Genomic DNA, 21876 nt, shown 5'->3' on the forward strand with positions numbered 1-21876 from the left:
TCCTATAAGGTCATGTCCACCTGGCCGCCGCGTTTACTGCGAGTCGTGTCGCGGCGGACAGATCAATGTCAAGACAAACCCCTCACAGGGCGTCAGCCACACTTAGAGCCACGCCGCGACACAACCAATTCCATCATTACTGTCCACACCTTCTTTTTGCCAATCAGCGAACGTCGGGGCATCGCCCATGGCGGATAAAATGCATTGCACAGCGGTGTGTCCAGCAAGTACATATCGGCTACCGCAAGTGCGAACTGGGATTTGGCAAGTAAGATTCATCAGATTTCCTCCTTCCACAACTCCATTGAGATTCAGCGCACGGGCGACATGACATTCCAAAACCCTGACTGCACAGATATTGAGCGGCCGTCACTGTGAAGGGCAATCCCACGGAGTGGCTGCGGGTGAAGTCTGCAGAGATTGTTCCTTTGACCGGAAACGCTCTCGTAAGTCCTTCTGTACCGGGCGTGCAGTCTCTAGCAAAAAGTAGCATCACGTGAAGCGTCGCTCATCCGCCGGGTCGGTGGTCCCAGAACCACAGACGTGGTGACGTCCTTCCCCGGTTAGCTAAGAAAGCCAAGGTGCCTGCCGAGGTAATGAGTTCAGCATCGTGGGGAACGGACCGTTGTGTTTCTCGCTCCAGCTCGAACACGAGCATGGACGAATTCCAGGTGCTTGAGAGGGACGCGGGGGAACGTCAAGTGCACGGGTTCATGTCAGCATCGATCGCTATCGGGTTGAGAACAAGCTTTCGCTTGTCCTGGAAACTCCCGATCACAGCTGTGTTGGGATCACCCGCGAATGAAGCCCTCGCCTGCTTGGTGCTGGCCGCGGCTTTCAATGACCAGTTCTACATCGCGCACATGCCAACAGAGCCGGGAAACGAATGCATACCCGTGGCTCGGTTCAAGCTCAACCAAATTGTGTGCGAACTCGTTGCGTATGAATTTGAAAATTGAACGCAGCTCCTGCCGAAGTGACTTGATGCGTGCGGGGAGACCGTCTTGGTCTTTGTGCAAGGCTTTTATGTAGTCCTCGATAAGGCTCTGCCCGTAGCCGGACGTGCCGGTCACCACGCGCATGCGCGTCTCCAGCGCTGCTCCCAGATCCCTGATGGCTGAATCATGTAGACCAGCGTCCAACACCACAGCCAACCGACTTTGAAGGCTCGGAGGAATTTCCAGGGCTTCCCGCGCCAAGCGCTCCATTTCCGGCCAGGCTGCAGGCTTAAGGGATATCCGGGTTCCTTCGTACATGCCGACGAGCTCCGTGCTGCGGGGCGACATAAGAGCGATCGCCCTGTCCTCCTCGGTCCATTCTTCATCGTCGTCTAGCTCGATGGGAGCGTACTCGCCGTTTGCCAGCTGGTAGTAGAGCTTTCCGCCAGCTTGGAGCTGCGCCCACAGCTCAGGCCCCTGTGATCGCTTTGCATGGACCTGCGCTGGCGACATCTCTGTCTCCATGACCACGCCGTTAACAAAGCCTTGCTCGTCCATTTCGAGCAACTCCTTGAGCCGGACAGCAATGTGCATGTGCTTGTCACTGAATAGGTCAGGTTCTTTTTTGTTGATATGCGTCACGAAAAGGGCGCATTGGTCAATGATGCTGATGCACTGGAACTCTGTACCTCGGGGAAAATCACCTAGCCTGAGTAAGCTCAGTTCCCAGCTATCGTCGCCTGGGTAGGCTGGCCAGTCAGCATGAATTGCTTCGAACAAAACAGGACCACTGCCAACGAAGCCAAGCTCACCGGGGAAGGGTTTACGGGTCATGGCTCAAGGGTACGGTAGCCAACTGTCGTGATGTGACTGCCGTCTGAGCGCGTTCCGAGCATGACTTGAAGGCCCGAGTTCACTGGTTCCACCCACTGTCGAAGATGGAAAACACGACGCCGAGTCCCGAGAGAGATTTGTGTTGTAACCCACGTAAGAACCTGAGGAAAGATATTCCGATCCAGCGACCCGGAGAGCCGATAAGCTCTTGAGGTCGGTGTTGCCCGCCCGCTCCGCAGCACGCGCTGGGTGCTCCTTTCATGGCCGAAAGGCGCAGTCCCCAAATCGCCTTCGGCTGTGGAGCTTCACGTCCTTTACTCGAAATGTGACGCAGTATGAGGACGTCGATTCCATAGGGAATACTTCTCGCAGGGTCAACTGCAGTGTTGGGGACGAAGACGAGGAGAAACAGTTGGACGACCAGGAACCGAAGAGCACCGCCGATGACACTGACGCCAAAAGGACACACGTCATAGACCCTGCGTTGATCGCCAAGATCAACTCAATCCTGATAGGCCAGACATCTTTGGCAGCCGCGCATGTCCGGCAGATGCGCGCCAAGAACCCTAAACTCACGCCTGCAGCGGCGCTGAAGAAACTCGACCGCCAACTGATGGCAACTGCCACTGCTGCCGGTGCCGCATCGGGCGCGGCAGGTGCCGCTCCGGAGGTGGGGAAAGCAGTTTCCACTGCCATCACCCTCGGCGGACCGGCAGTGTCGTTGCCGGCTGCTGTTTTCTACATCCTCGCCGTCGCTGAGGTGCACCAGATACCGCTGGGCGACATTGAACACCGCCGGACGCTTGTACTCTCCGTCGTCCTTGAACAAGGTGCCGACTCGGCAATTCCCAAGTTCGCGAAAAGGACTGGACTGCACTGGACCCGGAAGACGCTGGATGCCATTCCGCGTTCAGCCCTGAAGCCAATCAATAACCTCATTCATCCGAAGTTCATCACCAAGACCGGCCCAACGGGGACCATCGTGCTGAACATCGTCCTGCCATACGCGTTGGGAGCTATTGTTGGCGCCAGCTACAGCTTCGCCACCACTTCGGCTGTTATCGGCGCAACCAAACTGGCATTCGGACCTCCAAAGGCTGCATTCGATGATGACATGCTCGAGGAGGACACGGTCCATGAGTGAGCCATTGCCGTCGGCCGCTGGCGGTGTCTGTGGCCCGCCGCTGCCCCGGTGATGGCAGTCCTGCTGGCTCCGCACACGTCAGGACATGACATCCCTTAGAACTCATCTAGCAGGCCTCGGCATCACGCTCGTACTTGACGCCCCGGAACACACCCCGGCAGAGCTACAGGGAGCGGATGCATGAAGTATGGGATCAAGCTGACGTCGGAACTAACGATGTTCGGAAGCTGACAATGCCTTTACAACCAAGCTACTTAGGAACCTGAAACGCCTGCACGAGGAGCCAGGCATTTCCTGACCTGACGCGTGGCAGCTCGCCAGCGGCCACGCCCACGGAAAGCAGTAAGCCACGCTGATGCCATCTCAAACGAGGTGAGCCCATCGACCGGCGTGTGATCAACACAATTACCGTCTGGATAGAAACCTGTGAAGGAGAAGATGCCACAAAGCTCCTGAAAGAACTCGCCAGCAGGTTCGAGGCGCTTCACTTCTCGGTTTTACCTGAAGAACTAGCCCTACCGTGCACCGAACAAAAGGCGCCGCAGGACTCAGTTCCGCCACGCAGCTCAGCTGGCCATCTGGCCGCCCGTCGCTCTCCGCCGCAGGACTAAAACCGTTAGTCGTAGTGTCTCCTTTCACAACTTTAGGGCGGTCCCGAACCCAACAAACGTGGCGTCCACACGGAGGTGCGAGACCGACCACCCACCGAAGGCGGCGATAAAGCCGCGAGCCGGTCCTTCCGCAAGACTCCGACCACGGTGGGGTTCGAGCCACGAAATCAGTCACAACAGCAGACTGACATCTCCCTGGCCAACCCCCGGCCGCGACCAGGCACACCAGTTCTTGCATCAGAAGGAATCCGCGACGGAACCGTCGTCGACAACGAAACCTATTCCCCTACGACACCGAACCTGGCGCGCCGCCAGAGCGCGCTTCCGAGTGACACCAATGGTCTCAAGAACGACATCTCCTGTATCTGGGACAACTGTTATGGGCGCCGCTGCGAGCATACTTCTGCCAACGCCGGCCACCGCTCGGACGTCCTCGGTCATGGGGGGTGAAGTCGAAGCTGACGGCCGCTGGTTGCCACTAACCAAGAGGACTCACGTCTGCCGTAAAGCGTTGAACAATTTTCGCAGATGTGGCAGCAATCGGTTCCTGGTGAGCGTCGTGCATAGAGCGTTCACGCGCCGTCCGCTTTCTGCGTATCTCACTTCTACGCTCACTGCTTCAAGGCCTGAAACGCAAACTGTTCGGGTTCTGCGCCCAGCAACAGTCCAGCAGCTGTCGTGGCCCTCGTGCGGAGCCATCGGCGTTATTTGATTCACGCTCGCCGGCAAGCGACCCAGGGCAGTGTCGAAGGCTGATGCGCTTACGAATCTCCTGGCGGGCTCGAGATCCATGGATTGTGAGACTAGCCGCGAAAGCGAGGCGCTGACGTGCGGGGCGACGTCCCGGAGGGCTGGGCCCTCTCCTGAGCGGATGGCTCGTTCTAGTTCTGCGTTCTCTGCATGATCGAACGGCCACCGTCCCGCAAGCAGGAAGTACAGTGTGACTCCCGCAGCATAGATGTCCGATGCGACCGTAGAAAGTCCAGAGTCGAATGTTTCGGGTGCACGGATATGCGGCGAACACAAGATCGGAGCTTCGCCGCGTTCGTTTACGAGCGCCGCGATACCGAAGTCGCCCAGCAGGACATCGCCGTGGAAGCTCTCGAAGACATTGGCGGGCTTGACATCTCGGTGCAGTAGTCCTCGAGTGTGGCACAGTTGCAACCCCCGCAGCGTTCGTCTTATGGCTTCCACTGACCGGTGCGGTTCCATTCCGTATTTAACTTCTTTGTCGAGCGAAGTTCGCGCAAGTGCGGTGTCCAGGTACGGCACATTTTCGAAGCGGTCGGCGTTGTGAACTTCAAGGATGTACGGACTATGCAGGGCTGTTAAGATCGAAGCCTCCCGCCAGGCGCCGATCAGATCACCATTGGTCAGTAGCTTCAGTGCCACGTTATGGGAACGATGGGTGTCCCTTGCTCGCCAAACCTCACCGTAGGCGCCGGCGCCCAGCAGCGCTTGCAGTACGTAGCGGCCACCAAGTGTCTCGCCAGGGCGTCCAAGGGTCATGTAGACGAGTGTAGGGTTTCTTTATGCTGACTTTGGGTCTTCGCGTGATGAACAGCCCGCGTGGCCGTCATGTCCGAGGGGTATTCCACGACTCAACTGAGCCCGGAGACCCAACGACGATTGATCATGCTTGCGACGGTTCAGCGTCACCCGCACGGCAGGCCAAGGAATCCAGCGAGTGGCTTTCCTCAGAACTAGCTGGCCGTATAGGCGTAGCCGCCGTGCTGTTGTTCGAGGCCGACCGCAGTCCAAGACCCAGTGATACAGACAGCACCAGAAACCGGCTCCGCATAGAGGGAGCCCTGCTCGCGGCGGCCGCGACCAAAGTCCCAATTGTAGAGGTCCGAAACGGTCGAGAATTGGGAGCGCTCCTGGGAGTGAGCAAGGCCATCGCCTTGGCGCGAGGCGCCGATCTGAACGTTCCAGCGGTATTCGCGGAAGCCAGCGCGGCAGCAATAGCAGCCATCGAGCTAGCGGAATAGTGGCTGGCTCGCCAATGGACCCGAACCCTACCCATACATTGCTATGAGTTCTTGATGCCAAACCGATACTTCAATTCGCGGCAGGAGGGCGCCCTCCGCCCTGTCGTGGGCTTCTGAGCAGAGGCCCGGGTATTGAATGTCCCTGCTTGTGGTTTGCAGGATTGGCCTCAGTGCCCGGGAGGTGTCAGCGTCAGAGATATGCAAGCACCGATAACGGCGCATACGTTCGAATCTTCGACTCCCCCCAATTCGGCCAGCTTAGGGCAAAGGGTTTGGCTAGCAACCCACTGAACTCGTTTACTGCCGTCGACCACCTCTAGGCAGCCCACTACGACTCCACTGCAACTCGGTGAATTCGCTGCGTCGGGTTTGTTCGCAGAGTTCGTCGCGGTGGAGTCCGGTCATGGCGCAGGGCATTCCCACGCCCATGGATGGCTGAGCCCACACCAGAGCAGGGGCTTCAGCAACAGCCAGAATGCACGAGGAGACATAACCATGAACGCGCTCACCATCAAGGACCCCGCCGACTTGCTCAGCTTCATCGGCCACACCCTCGGCTTCTGGCCCGCCGAGAGCCTCGTCTGCATCACCCTCAACAACGACAAAGTCGGCGCCACCCTCCGCATCGACCTCCCCCAACAACCAGGCTTGGAGATCCACTTCGCGCAAACCGTCGCCGCCTACCTCACCTCCGACGAACGCGCCAACGGCATCGTCTTCGCCCTCTACACCACAGAAACCCCAGAACCGGGCGAAGCAAGGCCGCACCGGGCCACTATCGCAGCCCTCACCGGAGTCCTCGCCCAGGAAGGCATCACCATCCGAGACGGGGTCTACGTCACCAACAGCACCTGCTCCCCCTACGACAACCCACCCGGCAACGACATCGCCATCCCCCTCAGCACCACGGAATACTCCCGGGTCAACGCCGAATTCATCTACCGCGGCAGCAGCATCGAACCCACCAGCCAAATCACCCTCCCGCCGGCGGCCGGTCATCGAGAGCACAGGACCGCCGTCGAACACCACATGCAAACCATCTTCAACGGACCACCAGCGACAGCCACCCAAGACGCCCACCAACTCTGGTCGAGCATGCTCGAAGCCAAGGACTACCCCACCGACCAGGACGTCCTGAAGCTCATCGCCTACTACCAGTTCCCGCACATCCGCGACCGACTCATGGTAGACATCCCCGGCATCAACGAACCACCCGAACACATCCGCTTCGCACAAACCACCCAAGCCCCGGACTGGTCCCGGATCGAATGGGCCAAACAACTCCTCACCCACACCTACACCCTCACCGCACCAGAACACGCAGCACCCATCCTCACCACCATCGGCTACATCAACTGGTGGGAAGGCAGAGGATCCAAAGCCCACCAATACCTCCAACTCGCCCTAGACACCGACCCCGGCTACCGCTTCGCACGACTCACCGACCACATGCTCGGCGCCGGCATCATCGCAGGCTGGAACACCGACAAAAACACCGCCTACCGGAACAACCTCGACATGCCCTGACCGCTCCGCGCAAGTCCAGCCATAACGGATCAGCCGGCCGTTGCGTTGGCGCCATATCCCGACCAGGACCGCGTTCCAGGGTGACGGTGCACACAATTTCTTGCTCTTGACTATTGACCGGTCAATTACCTAATTGTACGGTCATTACATGAGCACGCCACTGTATGTGAAGATCCGGTCCGGCCTGGAAGCACGAATCCACTCGGGCGAACTGCCTCCGGGAGCAAGGATCCCCACAGAGGCCGAAATCCAGGCCGAACATGGCGTGAGCCGTTCAGTGGCGCAGCGGGTTTTGAATGACTTGGCCCAGTCTGGTCTCGTTGTTCGCCGGAAGCGTCTAGGCACACATGTTGCCGAGGGCGCCCGTCAGGTGAACCTGTTGCGCTCCTTGGATCCTAGGCTGGAGACGGCCGGAATACCGGGCACGATGGTTGTCATCTCTGCTGAGGTGATGCCTGCTGGTAAGGCTGAGGTGCACTTGCCGGGTTTGAGTGACGACACTCCTGTCACCCAGCTCGTCCGTGTGCGCCACGATCTCGATGACTCTCCCATTGTCATCGAGGTAGTGGCGGTGCCCTTCAGTACGGCTCCCCATTTGATGGACGAGGATCTGCAAGACGTCTCAATCAGGGCCTACTTCGCCCAACACGGAGTGCCCATCGCTCGATCACGGATGTACTTCGACCCGATACTGCTGAGCCAGCCACATGCTGGTCTCTTGGAAATCGAGCCGGGCATTGCTGTCCTGAGGAGGCGCCGCCTCATGTGGCAGCCCAACGGCGATATCGCCGAGTCGGCCGCGTACTATCTGCGGCCGGATTCCCTCGAGTTCTACGTCGAGTACTCCGAAGACAGTCACTAGATGGCTGTGCCCGGTCATGGTCAGTGACTTGGCGCTAAAACTACCAGGAGAACCCCAATGAAAAAGCTTTCAGTTTTGGCCCTCGCCAGCGTGGTGGGCCTTTTAGGGATGAGCGGTTGCGCAAACCCTACGGACAATGTCGGCGCGCAACAAACGGGTGGCACTGACATCCTGGCGGCTGTCCAGAAGGACGATGCGATTGCGGCGATGCTGCCCGAGGACATCCGACAAAAGGGCGGTTTCACGGTGTCGATCAATGCGGATGTGGCACCGGTCAAGTTCATCGATGGAGATGGCAAGATTACCGGGCTCAACCCGGAGCTGCTACGGGCAGCGGCAAAGGTACTCGGCACGGAAGCCCAGTTCCAAGAGGGCACCTTTGATGCCATGGTTCCGGGATTGGAGGCCAAGCGCTACGACGCCATCGCTTCGGTTGCCGACTTCGTCGAACGGCAAACGAAGATCGACTTCATCGATTACCTAAAAAACGGCACGGCCATCATCGCCTCCAAGGGCATGAAGGAAGACCAACTCACACCAGAGCAGCTCTGCGGACTCAGCGTCGGTTATGCCCGGGGCACTTCCCAACAGGGAAACCTGGAAAAGTACGCCGCAGCCTGCGAAGCCAAGGGCGCGTCAAAGCTGGAGGTCAACGGGTACCAAAACTCCGGAGCAGGGATCCTGTCCGTGAAGAGCGGAGCCGCCGACGCGTACTGGGGCGACCTCCCGCAGATGTCTTACAACGTCAAGACCGACCCTGGCCTCTTCAAAATCGTCTACACCGAACAAAAGAGCGTCCTCGGCATCGGCATCAACAAGGACAACCCCAAGCTCCGGGACGCCCTGCGGGCCGCCCTCCTGAAACTCGTCCAGGACGGAACCTATGACGCGTTGCTCGATAAATGGGGGCTGAAGGATTTCGGCATCCCGGACATGCATGTGAACAGTACTAATACCCTCGGAGGCAAGTAGCATGTCCAGCCTCCTGACCCACCGTAAAACAGCCTTGGGTTCAGCACGATCGAATCCCAGCGACCTGGCAGCCCTGAGCATCAAGCCACGCGTAGGAATAGCCCAATGGGCAAGCGTCGCGCTGGCCGTCTACCTCGGTCTGAGCCTCATTCAATTCCTGGTTTTCAACCAAAACTGGAAATGGGACGTGATCTCCTCCTACCTGTTCAGCCAAGTCGTCATGAACGGCCTGCTGAACACCATCTACCTCACCCTTCTGACAACCTTTTTCGGACTAATCCTCGGCGTCATCACGGCATGGGCGCGGATGTCCCCGCTGGTGGTCCTCCGGACAATCGCGATTCTCTACATCTGGCTGATGCGGGCCATGCCCCCACTGGTCATGCTGCTCTTCGTGTTTTTCTTCGGGGCCTTGGCACCCACACTCGGTATCGGCATTCCTTTCGGGCCGACCTTTGCAGAAGTGCCAGCCAACGACATCATCTCGCGCTTCAGCGCAGCCATCATCGGACTGTCCATTTACCTCGGCGCGTACTCCGCAGAAATCTTCCGCGGCGGCATCCTTTCCCTGCCCACAGGACAATTCGAAGCCTGTAAATCACTGGGCATGCCACCCTTCAGGGCCTACCAGAAAATCCTTGGTCCCCAACTGATTCGCGTCATCATCCCCTCCCTGGCCAACGACGTCATCACCATCTTCAAAAGCACCTCCCTCGTCTCCGTCATCGGGTACACCGAACTGCTGACCACGGTGCAGACCATTTACGCACGCAACTTCGAAACCATCCCCCTGCTGATGGTTGCCGTGATCTGGTACTTGGTCCTGACCAGCATCGCCATGTTCGGCCAGTCGCGACTCGAAAAACGCTTCGGTCGGGGCTTTGCACGCCGAAACCAGAACAGCACCAAAACCCCACTGCAGGACGCCGCTGCAAAGGAAGACTTCTGAAATGACCACCACACCGATCCCAAGCACTCCCCTGCTTCAACTGGTCAACGTCAGCAAACACTTCGGCACCCTGACAGCCGTGGATAACGTCAGCCTCGACATTAATCCCGGCTCCGTCACCTGCCTCGTCGGGCCCTCCGGCTCCGGCAAAAGCACCCTGCTGCGAACCGTCAACATGATGGAAGAGATCGACGGCGGCGCTATCTTCTTCGAAGGCCAAATGATCGGCCACGAACTGCGCCACGGACACCGCGTGCCCGTCTCCAGGAAAACTGCCCGCAAACAGACCCTGAACTTCGGCATGGTGTTCCAACACTTTAACCTTTTCCCCCACTACACAGCCCTCGAAAACGTCACGGCCGCCCCGATGATCGTCAAAGGCACCAAGAAAAAGGACGCCCAAGCCATCGGGAAGCGCGTGCTGGAACAAGTAGGCCTCGGCAGCCGCATGGACCACTACCCCAGCGAACTCTCCGGCGGTCAACAACAACGGGTAGCCATCGCCCGGGCACTGGCTATGGAACCAAAAGTCCTCCTCTTCGACGAACCTACCAGCGCCCTTGACCCGGAACTCGTCAGCGAAGTCCTCACCGTCATGCGCGGCCTGGCCGAACAGGGTTCGACCATGATGATCGTCACCCACGAAATGCGCTTCGCCGAAGACGTCGCCGATGAAGTAGTCATGATGGACGCCGGCCGGATCATCGAGCGCGGCACGCCTAAGGACGTGCTGCACAACCCGACTACACCGCGTGCCAAGAAATTCTTCGCCTCCGTGGGCACGCTCTCTACCTCAGAAAGGCCCCACCAGCCGTGAAACACAAAATACTCATCGTCGGCGCAGGAATCATTGGCTGCAGCCTCGCAGATGAATTCACACGCCGGGGCGCCGCCGTGACCATCATCGACGCAGCAGAAGTCGGCGCCGCCACCAGCGCCGCGACCTTCGCCTGGATCAATTCCAACAACAAGAAGCCCCTGGAATACAGCACCCTCAACGTCTTGGGTCTCCAGGCGCACGAACGCGCCGCAAGCCGCCCGGGCGCGCGGTGGTTTCACCAAACAGGCAACGTCCAAATCGCGCAAAACGACAAAGAACAGCAGGCACTGCACACAAAAGTCGAACAGCACCTGGCCAACGGATACGAGGCCAAACTCCTCTCGGCAGAACGAGTGCGTGAACTGGAACCTTCCCTCAACAGTCCACACCTGACCGGCGGTGCGCTCTATCCCAAGGAAGGCTGGATCGACACAGCGACTATGTGCACCAGCCTGCTCAACCGCGCCATGGCATCAGGAGCGACGTTCGTCCCCTACCAAACGGTGACAAGCATCCAGCAGTCCAACGTCACGGCAACCAGCAGCGACGGAGAGCAACGCACCTACGAGGCCGACGTCGTCATCCTGGCCGCCGGAAACGGCACCCGGAGAATCCTCTCCACCGCCGGTATCCCGTTCCCCACCCTGGAACCATCAGGAACCGGCACCCGGAACGGATCAACCGCCAGCGCCGGAGTCGGGATCATCAGCACCACCGGACCCGTGGACGCGGGCATCAGACACATCGTGCGTGCTGAAGGCATCGCGTTGCGCCCAGCCCGTAACGGTGGCATCACCTTCGCTGACCACCCGACCGGTGGCCAATGGGACCTCGATGACCCCCGCATCTGGACCGTGCCGGCACTGCTGCTCGAACGAGCCCGCGAACTCTACCCCGCACTCCGGAATGTCTCGACGGAAAACGTCAGTGTCGGTATCCGGGTGCTGCCGGAAGACGGACTCACCATCGCAGACTGGATTGATCACAACCACAGCGTCTACGCCGTTGCAACCCATAGCGGAGTCACACTGTCGGCGCACCTGGCCGAGTCAGTTGCAGAGGAAGTGCTCAACGGCCACCGCCACGAATCCCTTGAGCCCTTCGGCCTGTCGCGGTTCGCCGCAACATCCATGTAGTCCCCGGGACCAATTTCCGTAACGACTCGATCGAATCCACAAACTCGTTACCCCGGCAGCCGGCCCGTCACTCCACTGTGACGGGCCGGCTGCGCCGGGGACGTGAAAGAGAACCCATGACCAATATCATCATCCGGTCGGATGAAGTAAATGCGGCCGCAACAGCTCTGGCCCTTTCCCTGGCCGGCCATAAGGTCGCGCTTCGAGGTAAGACTCTGACCCCCGGGGATCATTCATTCCAATACCTCGGCCATACCCGCACCACGTCTCTGGCAACAATCGGCAATTTCGTCCCCACGGATCACACCGTGGGGGTCGTATTTGCCGAGGGAGAAAGCGTCACTGACGGGATGGAGTACGTATTCCGCAGCCACACCCCCGACCTCGTCGCGATTGTCGGCGGTGGCCTTACCGCCGTCGCCGAAGCCATTAGTACAGCCTCCGCCCACAACTTCAACACCGCCGGCATCCTGCACATCGGCAGCTTTATCGTCAACGGAACCGGCACTGAAGTCAGGGCCGAAAAGAGCAACGTTCTCGCAGGGTTCATGGGCTTCGATACCTCGCCTGGCTTGATCGATCTGGCCACATCGATCTTCCCCCAGATCAGCCTTGGCGATGGTCCGACAGTGGCGCTCTCCAGCGTCAATGCCTTTGTGCACCTGCCTCCCATGCTTCTCAACGCCATGAACGTCGAACGCGGAGTGAGCCTCAAACTCTATGTCGAAGGATTCGGCGACAGCGTCTGCAGCCTGCTTGAAGCACTCGATGAAGACCGCATAAGACTTGGCAAAGCCCTCGGATATGACCTCACTCCCGTCCCGGCGCTCATGGAGAGAAGCAGAGGCCCCAACGGCATGCCCGGAAAGACCCTCAGAGAAAAGATCCATACCTTCCCCGCGTACCAGCACATCAGACTTCCCTCAAGCCTCAATCACCGATATCTCGAGCATGAGTTGCGGTCTACGTTCGCGCCCATGAACGAGGTTGCCCACGCGCTCGGCCTCCAGGTGCCGTCCATCAGTTCGGTGGTTAGGCTAGGTGAGATTCTCCTGCGCACAGATCTGGGTACAGCCGCCAAACTTGCCGCGCGCACCTTCATCGAACACCTTGGGGCATCTTCACAGCCTGACCATAGCCAAGGGAAAGTCCACTGAAACTTTGCCCACCTAGCGTGGGCTGCATGATCACTTCAGAAACACCCTCACTGTCCCGCCGGGCCCTGCTCGGCAGCATTCCTGTTCTGGGCTTGTTAGCCGTCTCGGCCTGCTCGTCACCAACGTCTCCGGCCACTCCATCCGCAACAACGACGGCGGCCAGCGGCGCGGCGTCCGCGTCCACCTCTGCGTCCTCAAGCGCTGGTTCGACGGCGGCTGGCAGCGTGACGCAACTGGCGCAGGCTTTCCAAGCCACCTTGGGCAACGACTTGCAGGCACAGTTGCTGCAGGACTACTCGCTGGCCAACGCAAAACTCTGGTCCAATCTCCCCCAGGCCTTATTGTCCGGTGGAATGGGAGGCGGACCTGGCGGTGGAGGCGGAACAGGACCACGCGTCGGGCTGAACCTGGCAGACCTTGGCGAAGCACAACTGGCCGCCTTCAACAAACTCCTCGCCGCAGCCACCGGCTCCACCAAAGGCCTGGGCTACGAGGAAATACAGCAACACCTCAACGCCGACGAGTACCTTGCAGCCAACGGCGGTGGCAGCGACTACGGCCGAACAGGGTATTACATCGCGTTCCTCGGAACACCCACAGAGGCGGGCACCTGGGAGTTCCAGTTCGGTGGCCACCACCTCGCCGTTGCGAACACCTACACCAATGGCTCCCTGGCCGGAGCCACGCCCTCGTTCCGCGGCATCGAGCCCAACGGCGCCTTTGACTACAACGGAGCCAGCAACCAACCCCTGGCCGTCAAGGAGGCTGCCTTCGCCGCGCTGCTCGCCGGTCTCACTGCGGATCAGCAGTCCCAGGCAAAACTGGGTAAGACCTACAGCGATCTGCTCCTGGGTCCAGGCCAGGACTGGGCTTTCCCCACCACCGAAGAAGGAATACAAGCCTCCGGACTGTCCGCCGAACAGAAGAAACTGGTCCTCGCAGCCATTGCCGGTTACGTCAACGACGTCGCCGACGACGACGCGGCAACCATTCTCAAACGCTATGAAACCGAAATCGACGACACCTATGTGGCCTACTCCGGTACCACAGCCCTGACCGAACAAAACGACTACATCCGTATTGACGGCCCGTCCGTCTGGATCGAATTTTCCATGCAGCGCGGCATCGTGCTCTCCGGGAACCACCCGCATTCACTGTGGCGGGACCGGTCCACGGACTACGGCGGAACCAAGGCCTGATGCGTACGCCCCTCGGCGCCACAACACACATGACTAAGGCGCGTACCGCCGTCGTGCGTTCACTGGCCGCCGCGCTGCTCATCCTCACAGGACTCCTCGCACTCGGCACCACGCCGGCGTCCGCCCATGTCCTTCCCAACTCCACCGTGGAATTGACCATCGCCGAGGACCATATCGATGCAAGAGTGAACATACCTCTCGACGATCTCAGCGCCGCAAGCGGCATCAACCTCGGAGACGGCAGTGCCGAAACGGTGGCCGCCCGCGCCACGGACATCACCGCCTACCTTCTGGCACACTTCACCCCCACAAGCGACACGGGCCAGGCATGGGCCGTCAGCGAAGGTGGACTGACAGTCACCGACGCGGGCAGCACAGCAACCACAGGAATCTACAAAGCACTGGAAACGACGTTCACTCTCACTCCGCCCAGCGGCACGGATGAACGCTCTTTCAATCTCGGATATGACGCGGTGGTGCACCAGGTGGTCACCCATATTGTGTTGGTCAGCGTGGCCTCAGACTGGGCCGGCGGTGCAGTTGACGGCGCCTATCAACTTGGGACCATCCGCCTGGACACCGTCACCGGAACAGTTCCGTCACTGCATGTGGACCTCGGCGACGGAAGCACCATCAACGGATTCCTGAGCATGGTGGCGCTCGGGATTCAACACATTAGAGAAGGAACCGACCACCAACTCTTCCTTCTGACACTGCTCATCCCGGCTCCATTGTTGGCACTTCGCGGACGATGGTCCGGACCCGCCACTCCCGGAAAAGCAGTCCGCAGAATCTGCGGCGTCACCATGGCGTTCACCCTCGGTCACTCGGTCACGCTGGCCATGGGAACCCTGGGCGTCCCGGTACCTTCCGCACCCATCGAGGCACTCATCGCCCTGAGCATCCTGGTTGCAGCCGTCCACGCCATCCGCCCCGTGTTCGCAGGGAAGGAACAACTCGTAGCTGGCTTCTTCGGCCTCATCCACGGCCTCGCCTTCTCAGAAACCCTCCACGAACTCGACCTCACCGGAACCCGGTTGGGACTCTCACTCCTGGGTTTCAACCTGGGAATCGAAATCATGCAAGTCGCAGTGGTCGCGCTGGTCCTGCCACCGCTTGTCGTCATGGCCCGGTACCGCTTTTTCCAGCCGTTTCGGATAGGTACGGCTGTTTTGGCTGCTGTTGCGGCGTCCGGGTGGATGGCGGCAAGGCTCGGAATGTCGAATGTCATAGCTTCGACGGCGGACGGGCTGGAAAGCGCCTCGTTGCCTGTCATCGTGGCGCTGTGGGGTGGTGCGCTGCTGATTCTGGTCCGGCGCCCAAAGAGCACTGAGGCTGCGGTGCGCCCACTACCTAGCGTAAGCCCCGTCGGGGCGCGGTCAGCCCTATCCGACTACGGAAAGGTCGGCACAACGCAAACGTGAAACATGGCCGCGCAACACACCGTGGGGGCGGGTTGGGTGCCCGCCCCCACGGTGTGGTGGTCTGCCATTCAGACGGCGGCGCGGGTGCCGGTGCGGGCCAGGCGCAGCCAGGTTTCGGTCACGGCGTCCGGGTTCAGGGAGATGGAGCTGATGCCCTGTGCCAGGAGCCATTCGGCGAAGTCCGGGTGGTCGCTGGGGCCCTGGCCGCAGATACCGACGTACCGGCCTTTGCGGCGGCAGGCGGTGATGGCCATTTCCAGGAGTTTCGTCACGGCGGGGTTGCGCTCATCGAAGCCTTCGGCCACGAGGGCTGAGTCGCGGTCCAGGCCCAGGGTGAGCTGGGTGAGGTCGTTGGAACCGATGGAGAACCCGTCGAAGTACTCCAGGAACTCATCAGCGAGCAGCGCGTTGGCCGGTAGTTCGCACATCATCACGATCTCCAGGCCGTTCTCGCCGCGGCGCAGCCCGTTTGCCGCGAGCAGTTCGGTGACGCCGCGGGCCTCGTCCAGGGTCCGCACGAACGGGACCATGAGCTTGATGTTGCTCAGGCCCATTTCGTTGCGGACGTATTTCAGGGCTTCGCATTCGAGCTCGAAGGCCTGGCGGAAGGATTCTGACAGGTACCGGGACGCTCCCCGGTAGCCGATCATCGGGTTTTCTTCCTCGGGTTCGAACGCCGGGCCGCCGATCAGGTTGGCGTACTCGTTGGACTTGAAGTCCGAGAGCCGGATGATCACCGGTTCCGGGGCGAACGCCGCGGCGATGGTCGAGATACCCTCGGCGAGGCGCTTCATGTAGAAGTCCCGGGGGCCGTCGTAAGCGGCGGTCTTCTCCCGGATCTGCCGGACCGTGAAGTCATCCAGGGTCGCAGGGCGGGCCACTTCGCCGGCCACGGCCAGCAGCGCGTTGGGGTGGATGCCGATCTGCCGGTTGATGATGAACTCCAGCCGCGCCAGGCCAACCCCGTGGTTGGGGAGTTTGGCGAAGCTGAACGCCTGTTCCGGGGTGCCGACGTTCATCATGATCTTCACCGGTGCCTCGGGCATGGTCTCCAAAGACGTTTCCTGCAGCGTGTACTCCAGCAAGCCCTCGTACACCAGCCCGGCTTCGCCCTCGGCGCAGGAGACCGTGACGGGGGTGCCGTCCTTGAGGATCTGGGACGCGTACCCGGTTCCGACGACGGCGGGGATGCCCAGCTCACGGGCGATGATCGCCGCGTGGCAGGTCCGGCCGCCCCGGTCGGTGACGATCGCCGCGGCTTTCTTCATGATCGGTTCCCAGTCCGGGTCCGTCATGTTCGCCACCAACACATCGCCCTCCTGGAAGGAGGCCATCTGATCGATCGAGGACAACACCCGCACCTGCCCGGCACCGATCCGCTGACCGATCGCCCGGCCTTCGACCAGCACCGTGGAACGCTCGGCAAGCCGGTAACGAGACACCGATCCCGCGGCCTTACGTGACTCGACCGTTTCGGGGCGGGCCTGCAGGATGTACAGTTCCCCGTCCACCCCGTCCTTGCCCCACTCAATATCCATCGGACGGCCGTAGTGGGCTTCGATGGCCAGCGCGTGCCGGCCCAACTGCTCCACCTCGGCATCGGACAGGCTGAAACGCTTCCGCAGCTCCGGAGCGACCGGGATGAAATCCACGGTCCGGCCCACCTCACGGGACTCGGTGTAGACCATCTGGATGGCCTTCTCCCCCAAACCGCGCTTGAGCACCGCCGGACGCCCGGCCACCAGCGCAGGCTTGTGGACATAGAACTCATCCGGGTTCACCGCACCCTGGACCACGGCCTCACCCAGACCGTACGAGGAGGTAATGAACACCGCGTCCTGGAAACCGGTCTCAGTGTCCATCGTGAACATCACCCCGGACGCGCCGACATCGGAACGGACCATCCGCTGCACACCCGCCGACAAAGCAACCTCGGAGTGCGTGAAGCCGTGATGGACACGGTACGCGATCGCCCGGTCGTTATACAGGGACGCAAACACATCCTTGATCGCCACCAGGATGTTCTCAATACCGTGGATGTTCAGGAACGTTTCCTGCTGCCCGGCGAAGGAAGCATCCGGCAAATCCTCAGCCGTAGCCGAAGAACGCACCGCCCACGACACCTCATCACCATGCTCCTGGGCCAGGCGTGCATACGCGGCACGGATCTCCTCTTCGAAACCCGCGGGGAACGGCGAATCACGGATCAGATCCCGGATCTGCTGGCCGACACTGGCCAAAGCGGCCACATCGCCGCTGTCCAGGCCTTCCAGAATATTCACGATCCGGGCATCCAGCCCGGATCCACTCAAGAACCGCCGATAAGCATCGGCCGTGGTCGCAAAACCGTCCGGAACCTTCACCCCTGCAGAGGCGAGGCTGCCAACCATCTCGCCAAGAGAAGCGTTCTTGCCGCCAACCTGGTCAAGGTCGGACAAGCCAAGATCAGAAAACCAGAGAACGTCAGTCATAAATGGTGTCCTTCGTTGGGCACGCGCTGACAAGCGCAAGAGTCGGGTACGCGGGGTGGGTGTCCTGCCCGCGCAAATACAGGGCCCAGTGCCAAGACTCGGATGAGTTTGCGGCACCGGGCCCTACGCGTTGGAGCGGCTAGAGAGTGGTCGCAGCCAGCGCTTGGTCGTAAATGTCCAGCGCCGTGGCAACTTCAGCGGCCGTGACCACCGCTGGCGGCACAACGTGGATCCTGTTGTCGGCAATGAAGGGCAGGAGCCCCCGGCCAAGCAGTTCGGCCTTGATCCTCCCCATGTAGGCCGGAGTAACTGGTTCTTTGGTGTTTCGGTCCTTGACGAGTTCCAGTGCCCAGAAGACGCCTCGTCCGCGCACCTCGCCAATGACGGCGTGCTTTTCCGCCAACGCCTCCAAGCCTGGCCCGAGGTGGTCGCGCCCAATCATGGCGGCGTTCTCGATGATGCCCTCTTCTTCGAAAGCTTCGATCGAAGCCACCACGGAGGCAGCCGCAAGCGGATGGCCCGAATAAGTGAGGCCGCCCGGGAACACCCGTTCATCAAACGTGGCCGCGATCTCGCCAGAGATGATGACACCACCTACGGGCACGTAGCCGGAGTTGACGCCCTTGGCGAAGGTAATCAGGTCCGGGGTGACGTCGAAGGCATCCAGCGCGAACCAGTCGCCAGTGCGGCCAAAGCCGGCCATGACTTCGTCGAGGATCATGACGATACCGTACTCATCACACAATGCCCTGACGCCTTGGAGGTACTCGGGCGTGGGAACCATGATGCCTGCGGTTCCGGGCACCGTCTCAAGCAAGATTGCGGCGATGGACTGGGGGCCTTCGAGCTGGATGACGCGGCGCAGGTGGTGTAAGGCCCTTTCAGTTTCCTGCTCAGGGGTTTCGGCCCAGAACTCGGAGCGGTAGAGATAGGGTCCGAAAACGTGGACGTGGCCGCGGGCGTATTCGTTGGGGATCCGGCGCCAGTCTCCGGTAGCGACAATCGCAGCGCCGGTGTTGCCGTGGTAGGAGCGGTAGCGGGAGATCACCTTGTCGCGGCCGGTGTGTAGGCGGGCCATGCGGATGGCGTTTTCGTTGGCATCGGCGCCGCCGTTGGTGAAGAACACCTTCTCCATGTTCGCTGGAGCGTGAGAAAGGATCTTCGCCGCTGCCTGGCCGCGGATGTGGCTGGCGTGGGACGGCGCCAGGGTTGCCAGTTCGGTGGCCTGCTTCGCGATGGCTGCGATGAGCTTCGGGTGCTGGTGGCCAATGTTGGTGTTGACCAATTGGCTGGAGAAGTCCAAGTAGGTGTTGCCGTCGTGGTCCCAGACCGTGCTCCCGGATCCACCGGCGATAACCAGCGGGTTCAGGGACTTCTGGGCGGACCAGGAGTGGAATACATTCGCACGGTCCAGGGACACGGCGTCAGCGTTGGTAACTACTGCACCACCGTCGATGCCGGGTGCTGATGGTGACAGAGTTGTTTGGCTGGTGGCCATAGCGGTTCCTCTCGCTGATGTTGGCTGTTTCCCTTCATCTTGCTTCGTAGAGGGCGCCCATGGCTCTATACCTTTGTACAATGAGCTCGACCTGAATCGACGAATAAACACTCGAGGGTGCCGATGCCGCCAAACCTGAATGTGCTCCTGCGCAGCCGATCACTCAAGCTCCGACTCGTTACCCCCGATCCGGGAAGTCCTGCCTTGGACGAATCGATCTCGTGGGTGCATAGTTCCGACCTCGAGGATCCGACTCCTTTTCTGGATCCCGGACAACTGTTGCTGACAGATGGGACGCAGTTCCCAACTTCACCTGCTTCGGCGACACCTGCCACCGAGAGGCTTTCGGCAACGGGCAACGGGGACGCTTACGACACGTATGTGCGTCGCCTTGTCGATCACGGGATCGCAGGGCTGGGCTTTGCAACACAGGTGATTCATGGGACGTTGCCGAAGGAACTGGAGGACGCGTGCCGGCTCCATGGACTGCCGCTGCTGGAAGTTCCCGATCGAACACCGTTCATTGCGATCATCCGGTCAGTAGCGGACTATTTGGCCAAGGAAGAGCACGCGAGGGCGGAGTGGTCGCTGCAGGCTCAGCGGGCACTCTCCCGCGCAGCACTCCGGCCCGATGGTTTGACCTCCATCCTGGGCGAACTCGAGCGGCAACTGCACAGCTGGGTGGCTCTGTACGACGCCGCCGGGAACTACGTGCGCATGCCACGCAACCGGCCCGTTCCTTCCGACATTGCAGGGGAAGTCGCGGCCAGGGTCCAACGCGCCCTGGCGGCGGGCAACAGATCTGCCTCGCACACAGAAGTCGGCGGCCAGTCAATAACACTGCAGACCCTGGGACGTAAGGACAGCCTCAGAGGTGCCCTGGTCCTGGGCGCCATTGAACCCCTGGATCCTGCCCGCACGGATATCGTCAACAGCGTCATAGGCCTGGCCAGTCTGGCACTCGAACAGACCCGTACCCTGGACACCGCACGCCGTCACCTTCGCGCCGGCGTCTTCGAGCAATTGCTGGCAGGCAGCACCGACGTCGCCCTCAGAACAGCCCAGCAGGTGTGGGGAACCCTCCCCAGGGAACCCATCCTGGTAACGGCATCGCGACAGGAGAGCCCTGCACCAAACCTGTTGGAGGCCTTGGAGCTGCTTGCCGACGATCACCGTGGTGCAGTGTTTTACGCGCTACGCGGAGATCTTCTGGTAGTTCTTGCCGGGACGGCCCATCAGAGGAAGGTGCTGGAGCTCCTGCAACGTCACGGTACGTGTGGGGTTTCCTCCGGGACGGGGATGGATCATTTGTCCAACGCCCTTGAGGAGGCAACTCGAGCCCTTCGGCGGGCAACAGAAATGGGCAAAACAGTCGTCGAGTTTTCGGAGCTTTCCGAGGGCGGAATGCTGGGCCTGCTCCACGCGGAGCAGGCCGGTCCGGTGGCCCGGGGCTTGCTGCAGCCGCTCGTCGAGCACGACCGGATCGAACAGACAGAGCTTCTCTCCACCGTGCGTGAGTGGTTCGCCAATAACTGCGTGTGGGACAAAACGGCCCGGCATCTGGGTGTGCACCGGCACACGCTGCGCAATAGAATCGATGCTGCCGGCCGGATCCTGGGCCTGAACCTGGACAACATGCACGACAGGCTCGAACTGTTCGCCGCCGTGCAGTTCCTGGAGGACTGACGCTACGCGAAGGCCTCCGGCGCTTTGGGGCGTCGGAGGCCTTCGGTGTCAGGGTCCAGTGCCAGGCCCTGACGTTTGTGGGGCTTTCGCCTAGTTTTGGGGGAAGCCGAGGTTGATGCCGCCGTGGCTGGGGTCCAGCCAGCGGGAGGTGATGGCTTTTTCGCGGGTGTAGAACCCGAAGCCTTGCAAGCCGTAGGCCTTGGAACTGCCGAAGATGGAGTCCTTGAAACCGCCGAAGGAGTAGTACGCCACGGGCACGGGGATGGGGACGTTGATGCCGACCATGCCTACCTCGACTTCGTTCTGGAAGCGGCGGGCGGCGCCGCCGTCGTTGGTGAAGATCGCGGTGCCGTTCCCGAAGGCGCCGTTGTTGATCAGGTCCAGGCCTTCTTCGTAGCTCTTGACCCGGACGATGGCCAGGACCGGCCCGAAGATTTCTTCGGTGTAGACCCGGGAGGTGACCGGGACGTCATCGATCAGGGTGGGGCCGAGCCAGAAGCCGTTCTCGTCCCCGTCGACCTTGACGTGACGGCCGTCCACGACGACTTTGGCCCCGTCAGCCATGGCGACGTCGATGTAGGAGGCCACCTTGTCGCGGTGCTGCTTGGTCACAAGCGGGCCCATATCGCAGTTCCGGCGGCCGTCCCCGATGCGCAG

The 21876-nt window shown here is 60.8% G+C and carries 16 protein-coding genes; 11 read left to right on the top strand and 5 right to left on the bottom strand.

Going from position 1 to position 21876, the window contains the following annotated elements; translation table 11 throughout:
- Positions 1 to 791: 791 nt before the first annotated feature.
- Positions 792 to 1772, bottom strand: a complete 981-nt coding sequence (locus tag ACIQT2_RS23235) for a hypothetical protein (protein WP_402951463.1) — start codon at positions 1770 to 1772, stop codon at positions 792 to 794.
- A gap of 325 nt (positions 1773 to 2097) precedes the next feature.
- On the opposite strand from ACIQT2_RS23235, the gene ACIQT2_RS23240 reads away from it, so the two are divergent.
- On the top strand, positions 2098 to 2916 hold the full coding sequence (locus ACIQT2_RS23240) for a hypothetical protein (protein WP_402951466.1): 819 nt from the start codon (positions 2098 to 2100) through the stop codon (positions 2914 to 2916).
- 1103 nt (positions 2917 to 4019) lie between these two features.
- On the opposite strand, the gene ACIQT2_RS23245 is transcribed toward ACIQT2_RS23240, so the two are convergent.
- Entirely contained in the window at positions 4020 to 5036 is a 1017-nt protein-coding gene (locus ACIQT2_RS23245) for a serine/threonine-protein kinase (RefSeq protein ID WP_402951469.1), read from the bottom strand.
- A gap of 977 nt (positions 5037 to 6013) precedes the next feature.
- Between ACIQT2_RS23245 and ACIQT2_RS23250 the strand changes: the two genes are divergently transcribed.
- The 9 genes from ACIQT2_RS23250 to ACIQT2_RS23290 all read left to right on the top strand — a co-directional run bounded on the left by ACIQT2_RS23250 (position 6014) and on the right by ACIQT2_RS23290 (position 15564).
- Positions 6014 to 7045, top strand: coding sequence for a DUF4192 domain-containing protein (locus ACIQT2_RS23250; RefSeq protein ID WP_402951472.1), 1032 nt, complete (start codon positions 6014 to 6016; stop codon positions 7043 to 7045).
- Between the two features lie 148 nt (positions 7046 to 7193).
- The gene (locus tag ACIQT2_RS23255; protein WP_402951474.1) at positions 7194 to 7907 is read left to right on the top strand and encodes a GntR family transcriptional regulator; all 714 of its coding nucleotides are present in this window, start codon (positions 7194 to 7196) and stop codon (positions 7905 to 7907) included.
- Positions 7908 to 7964: 57 nt separating this feature from the next.
- A complete protein-coding gene (locus tag ACIQT2_RS23260) occupies positions 7965 to 8879 on the top strand; it encodes an ABC transporter substrate-binding protein (RefSeq protein WP_402951477.1) in 915 nt (304 codons plus the stop codon).
- 1 nt (position 8880) lies between these two features.
- Positions 8881 to 9828 (top strand): amino acid ABC transporter permease, encoded by a 948-nt coding sequence (locus ACIQT2_RS23265; RefSeq protein ID WP_402951479.1) that lies wholly within the window; start codon positions 8881 to 8883, stop codon positions 9826 to 9828.
- Position 9829: 1 nt separating this feature from the next.
- On the top strand, positions 9830 to 10645 hold the full coding sequence (locus tag ACIQT2_RS23270) for an amino acid ABC transporter ATP-binding protein (RefSeq protein WP_402951481.1): 816 nt from the start codon (positions 9830 to 9832) through the stop codon (positions 10643 to 10645).
- Positions 10642 to 11784, top strand: coding sequence for an NAD(P)/FAD-dependent oxidoreductase (locus ACIQT2_RS23275; RefSeq protein ID WP_402951484.1), 1143 nt, complete (start codon positions 10642 to 10644; stop codon positions 11782 to 11784). The genes ACIQT2_RS23270 and ACIQT2_RS23275 overlap by 4 nt, the downstream gene beginning before the upstream one ends.
- Before the next feature lie 116 nt (positions 11785 to 11900).
- Positions 11901 to 12941, top strand: a complete 1041-nt coding sequence (locus tag ACIQT2_RS23280) for an NAD/NADP octopine/nopaline dehydrogenase family protein (protein ID WP_402951487.1) — start codon at positions 11901 to 11903, stop codon at positions 12939 to 12941.
- 26 nt (positions 12942 to 12967) lie between these two features.
- The gene (locus ACIQT2_RS23285) at positions 12968 to 14140 is read left to right on the top strand and encodes a DUF3500 domain-containing protein (RefSeq protein WP_402951490.1); all 1173 of its coding nucleotides are present in this window, start codon (positions 12968 to 12970) and stop codon (positions 14138 to 14140) included.
- Positions 14141 to 14169: 29 nt separating this feature from the next.
- Complete coding sequence (locus ACIQT2_RS23290; protein ID WP_402951493.1) at positions 14170 to 15564, top strand: HupE/UreJ family protein; 1395 nt, start codon at positions 14170 to 14172, stop codon at positions 15562 to 15564.
- A 68-nt stretch (positions 15565 to 15632) separates the two neighbouring features.
- Here ACIQT2_RS23290 and ppsA read toward each other — a convergent pair whose 3' ends face one another.
- Both ppsA and ACIQT2_RS23300 read right to left on the bottom strand, forming a co-directional pair.
- Positions 15633 to 18035, bottom strand: coding sequence for a phosphoenolpyruvate synthase (gene ppsA / locus ACIQT2_RS23295; RefSeq protein ID WP_402951496.1), 2403 nt, complete (start codon positions 18033 to 18035; stop codon positions 15633 to 15635).
- A 139-nt stretch (positions 18036 to 18174) separates the two neighbouring features.
- Positions 18175 to 19533: an aspartate aminotransferase family protein gene (locus ACIQT2_RS23300; RefSeq protein WP_402951499.1), complete on the bottom strand. Its 1359-nt coding sequence runs from the start codon at positions 19531 to 19533 to the stop codon at positions 18175 to 18177.
- Between the two features lie 123 nt (positions 19534 to 19656).
- Here ACIQT2_RS23300 and ACIQT2_RS23305 point away from each other — a divergent pair, with 123 nt between their 5' ends.
- Positions 19657 to 21219, top strand: coding sequence for a PucR family transcriptional regulator (locus ACIQT2_RS23305; protein ID WP_402951504.1), 1563 nt, complete (start codon positions 19657 to 19659; stop codon positions 21217 to 21219).
- A 90-nt stretch (positions 21220 to 21309) separates the two neighbouring features.
- Here the strand turns inward: ACIQT2_RS23305 and ACIQT2_RS23310 are convergent.
- On the bottom strand, positions 21310 to 21876 hold a 567-nt coding region (locus tag ACIQT2_RS23310), incomplete at its 5' end, for an aldehyde dehydrogenase family protein (protein ID WP_402951501.1).

Source organism: Paenarthrobacter sp. NPDC090522 (genome assembly GCF_044769225.1).
Taxonomy (GTDB): domain Bacteria; phylum Actinomycetota; class Actinomycetes; order Actinomycetales; family Micrococcaceae; genus Arthrobacter.